The sequence below is a fragment of the Actinosynnema sp. genome (assembly GCF_052038725.1).
Genome location: NZ_JBQGCX010000896.1, coordinates 1 through 3,038 on the forward strand (window position 1 = coordinate 1; position 3,038 = coordinate 3,038).

Below are 3,038 nucleotides of genomic sequence, written 5' to 3' on the forward strand. Positions count from 1 at the left end.
CCGCGCGCCGCACGCTCTCGCGCAGCAGGGACCTGCGGCGCTCGTGCGCCTCGGCGGGCTCGTCGGCGCTCGCCGCGTAGGAGGTGCTGACCGGCGACCAGGCCAGCGACATCGAGAGCACCAGCACCATCACGTCGAACGGGTCGCCCGGCACGACCAGCCCGGCGGCCTGCGCCTCGGCGATCGCGCGCAGCTTCCCGTCCTCGCGCTGCTCGTGGTCGAGCACCAGGTGGCCGGTCGGGCGGCGCTCCAGGCGGGTCCAGGTGGCCAGCCGCACCACCTCGGGCCGCACCAGGTAGTCGTCGTACAGCCGCACCGCCCAGTCCGCGAGGTCGGTGGCGTCGATCGGGACCACGTCCACGATCCGGTCCATCAGGCTGCCCAGCACCGCGTCGAACAGGCCGTCCTTGCTGCCGAAGTACGCGTAGAGCTGGGCCTTGTTGGTGCGCGCCGCCGCCACGACCCGCTCGACGCGGGCGCCCGCGATGCCGTGCTCGGTGAACTCGGCGGTGGCCGCCTCGATGATCCGCGCCCTGGTCGCGGCTCCTCTGGGGGTCAGCGCCTGCTCTGCCATGCGCCCAGATTAGCAAACAGACCGGTTGGTTTGCTTTTGGTCCCGAGCTGCCCTACGGTCAAACAAACCGAACAGTCTGTTTGAAGGGGTGTCCACCATGAGGACGACCACCGGCTGGCGCGCCGAGGGCGGCGAGCTCGTGCGGTCCGCGCTCCAGCGGCGCGACCTGCGGGCCGACGACATCGCCGTGCGCGTCGACCACTGCGGGGTCTGCCACACCGACCTGCACCACCTGCGCTCCCACGACGGCGCCACGCCCCTGGTGCCCGGCCACGAGTTCACCGGCGTGGTCACCGAGATCGGCCCCGACGTCACCGCGTTCGCGGTCGGCGACCCGGTGGCCGTGGGCAACATCGTCGACTCGTGCGGGACCTGCGCGCCGTGCCTGGCGGGGCAGCAGAACTTCTGCCGCGAGTTCCCCGCCCTGACCTACGGCGGGACCGACCGGCACGACGGCAGCACCACGCTCGGCGGCTACAGCCGCGAGCACGTGGTCCGCGAGGCGTTCGCCCACCACCTGCCCGAGGGGCTCGACCCGGCCGCCGCCGCGCCGCTGATGTGCGCGGGCATCACGGTCTGGGAGCCGCTGCGCGCGCTCGGCGTCGGGCCGGGCAGCCGGGTCGCCGTGGCCGGGCTCGGCGGGCTCGGGCACCTGGCGGTCAAGCTCGCCGTCGCGCTCGGCGCGGAGGTCTCGGTGATCAGCCGCACCGCCGACAAGGCCGACGACGCGCGGGCGCTGGGGGCCGGGGACTTCATCGTCTCCACCGACCCCGAGCAGGTCGAGCGGGCGCGCGACCGGTTCGACGTCGTCGTCGACACCATCGCCGTGCCGCACGACCTCGCCCCGTACCTGAAGATGGTCGCCTGGGACGGCGCGCTGACCCAGGTCGGCTACCTCGGGCCGGTGCGCGTCGAGACCATGGACCTGCTGGCAGGGCGCAAGAAGCTCACCTCCAGCGGCAGCGGCGGGCTCCCGGCGACGGCGGAGATGCTCCGGTTCTGCGCCGAGCACGGGGTGGTCGCCGACGTCGAGGTGCTGCCCTCCGCGCGGGTCGGCGAGGCGCTGGAGCGGCTGGGGCGCGGGGACGTGCGCTACCGGTTCGTGCTCGACCTGAGCGACCTCGACTAGCGCGACCGGTTGCCGCGCAAGGGGATCAGCGCCATGTGGTCAGCGCCACCGGTCCGCAGCCGCGACGCACAACAGGCTGGCCGACGCGACCGCGCACCCGGCCGCCGTCGCGCCCCGCCACCCGATCCCCTCGGTGACGGTCAGCACCCCGTTCCACACCGCGACCACCAGGAACACCGCGGCCAGCGCCAACAGGGGCCTGGACCACCTCCGCTGCCCGACGCGCTCCGCTCCCATGCTTGGAAAGCGCTGCCGAGGTCGTCCGCGTTACGCCTCTGGCGGGTTTCACCACTCCCGCCAGAGGCGCGACCGCGTCACACCGCGAGCCCCCGCGCGGGCTCGTCGGCGGTGAACCCGCTCCAGTGCCCGACGTGGAAGGCGCCAGGCCCGGTCACCCGACCGCCCAGCTCCACCCCGCGCCCCGCGACCGCCCGAGCCGTCTCCGCGGCCTGGCGGTCCAGCACCGCGTCCACGGCGGCCCCGTCCAACCCCTCGATCTCGTCCCAGAACGTCATCACCCGGTTCACGTACAGCGCCACCAGGTGGTCCCGCGCCGACGTGAACCAGCCCTCCGACAGCGCCACCACCGCGTCCGCCAGCAGCTCCGGCCACACCTGCGCGCCCACCCGCAGCCCCCACGGCGCCGACACCAGGCCGCGCGCCGCCGGGAACAGCGCGAGCACGTCGCCCCGGTGCGCCGCCAGGTACCGCCCCACCGCGTCGGCCACCCGCGCCACCACCGCCGGGTCCTGCGGCACCGCCGCCACGTCTACCGCCTGCCGCAGCCCCGACCCGCGCGGCGCGGCGCCGCGCACCCGGTCGGTCGCCAGCACCACGTGGAACAGCGAGTCCAGCACCTGCTGCGGCAGCCGCAGGATCTTCGGGAACGGCGAGTTGTGCAGCTTGCGCCCCAGCGGGACCTCCACCAGCCGCAGCCCCTCCCGCAGCGCGTTCGCGGTCAGCCACACGTCGATCCCGTACAGCTGCGCGCTGTCCGGCCGCTCCCAGGTCGCCGCCCGCTCCAGGAACGCCCGGTTGAACGCGAACTCGCCGCCGATCGGCTGCTGCACGTGCGCCCCGTGCACGGCCGCCAGCAGCGGGCTCACCAGGTGGTTGGTCGTGTTCGCCTCGTACCGGTCGCGCCGGTAGCAGGGCAGCGCCATCACCGGCTCGTCCCCGTCCACCGCCTCGGCCAGCGCGCCGACCCAGCCCGGTTCGGCCGAGCGCACGTCCGCGTCGAGCAGCAGCACCCGGTCCGCGCCCAGCTCGCGCGCCCGGTCGAAGACCGCGAACACGTTGGTGCCCTTGCCGGTCCCCTCGCTGCGCGCGACGACG

4 protein-coding genes are annotated in these 3,038 nt (G+C 74.6%); 1 reads left to right on the plus strand and 3 read right to left on the minus strand.

Annotation, left to right across the window (positions count from 1 at the left end; all coding sequences use genetic code 11):
- Nucleotides 1-574, minus strand: a 574-nt coding sequence (locus ACTUAL_RS18550) for a TetR family transcriptional regulator (protein ID WP_440901153.1), incomplete at its 3' end; no start/stop codon positions are given.
- Between the two features lie 97 nt (nt 575-671).
- Between ACTUAL_RS18550 and ACTUAL_RS18555 the strand changes: the two genes are divergently transcribed.
- Nucleotides 672-1,703 carry an NAD(P)-dependent alcohol dehydrogenase gene (locus ACTUAL_RS18555; protein ID WP_096495917.1) on the plus strand — a complete coding sequence of 344 codons (1,032 nt, stop codon included), beginning with the start codon at nt 672-674 and terminating at the stop codon, nt 1,701-1,703.
- Nucleotides 1,704-1,742: 39 nt separating this feature from the next.
- On the opposite strand, the gene ACTUAL_RS18560 is transcribed toward ACTUAL_RS18555, so the two are convergent.
- Together ACTUAL_RS18560 and ACTUAL_RS18565 are read right to left on the minus strand one after the other, a co-directional pair.
- On the minus strand, nt 1,743-1,895 hold the full coding sequence (locus ACTUAL_RS18560; RefSeq protein WP_157767836.1) for a hypothetical protein: 153 nt from the start codon (nt 1,893-1,895) through the stop codon (nt 1,743-1,745).
- Between the two features lie 122 nt (nt 1,896-2,017).
- Nucleotides 2,018-3,038, minus strand: a 1,021-nt coding sequence (locus ACTUAL_RS18565) for a family 2 glycosyl transferase (RefSeq protein WP_440901154.1), incomplete at its 5' end; no start/stop codon positions are given.

Bases quoted from the DNA above. Each gene is read 5' to 3' on its own strand.
- ACTUAL_RS18555 (WP_096495917.1), top strand. From the start codon at position 672: ATGAGGACGACCACCGGCTGGCGCGCCGAGGGCGGCGAGCTCGTGCGG.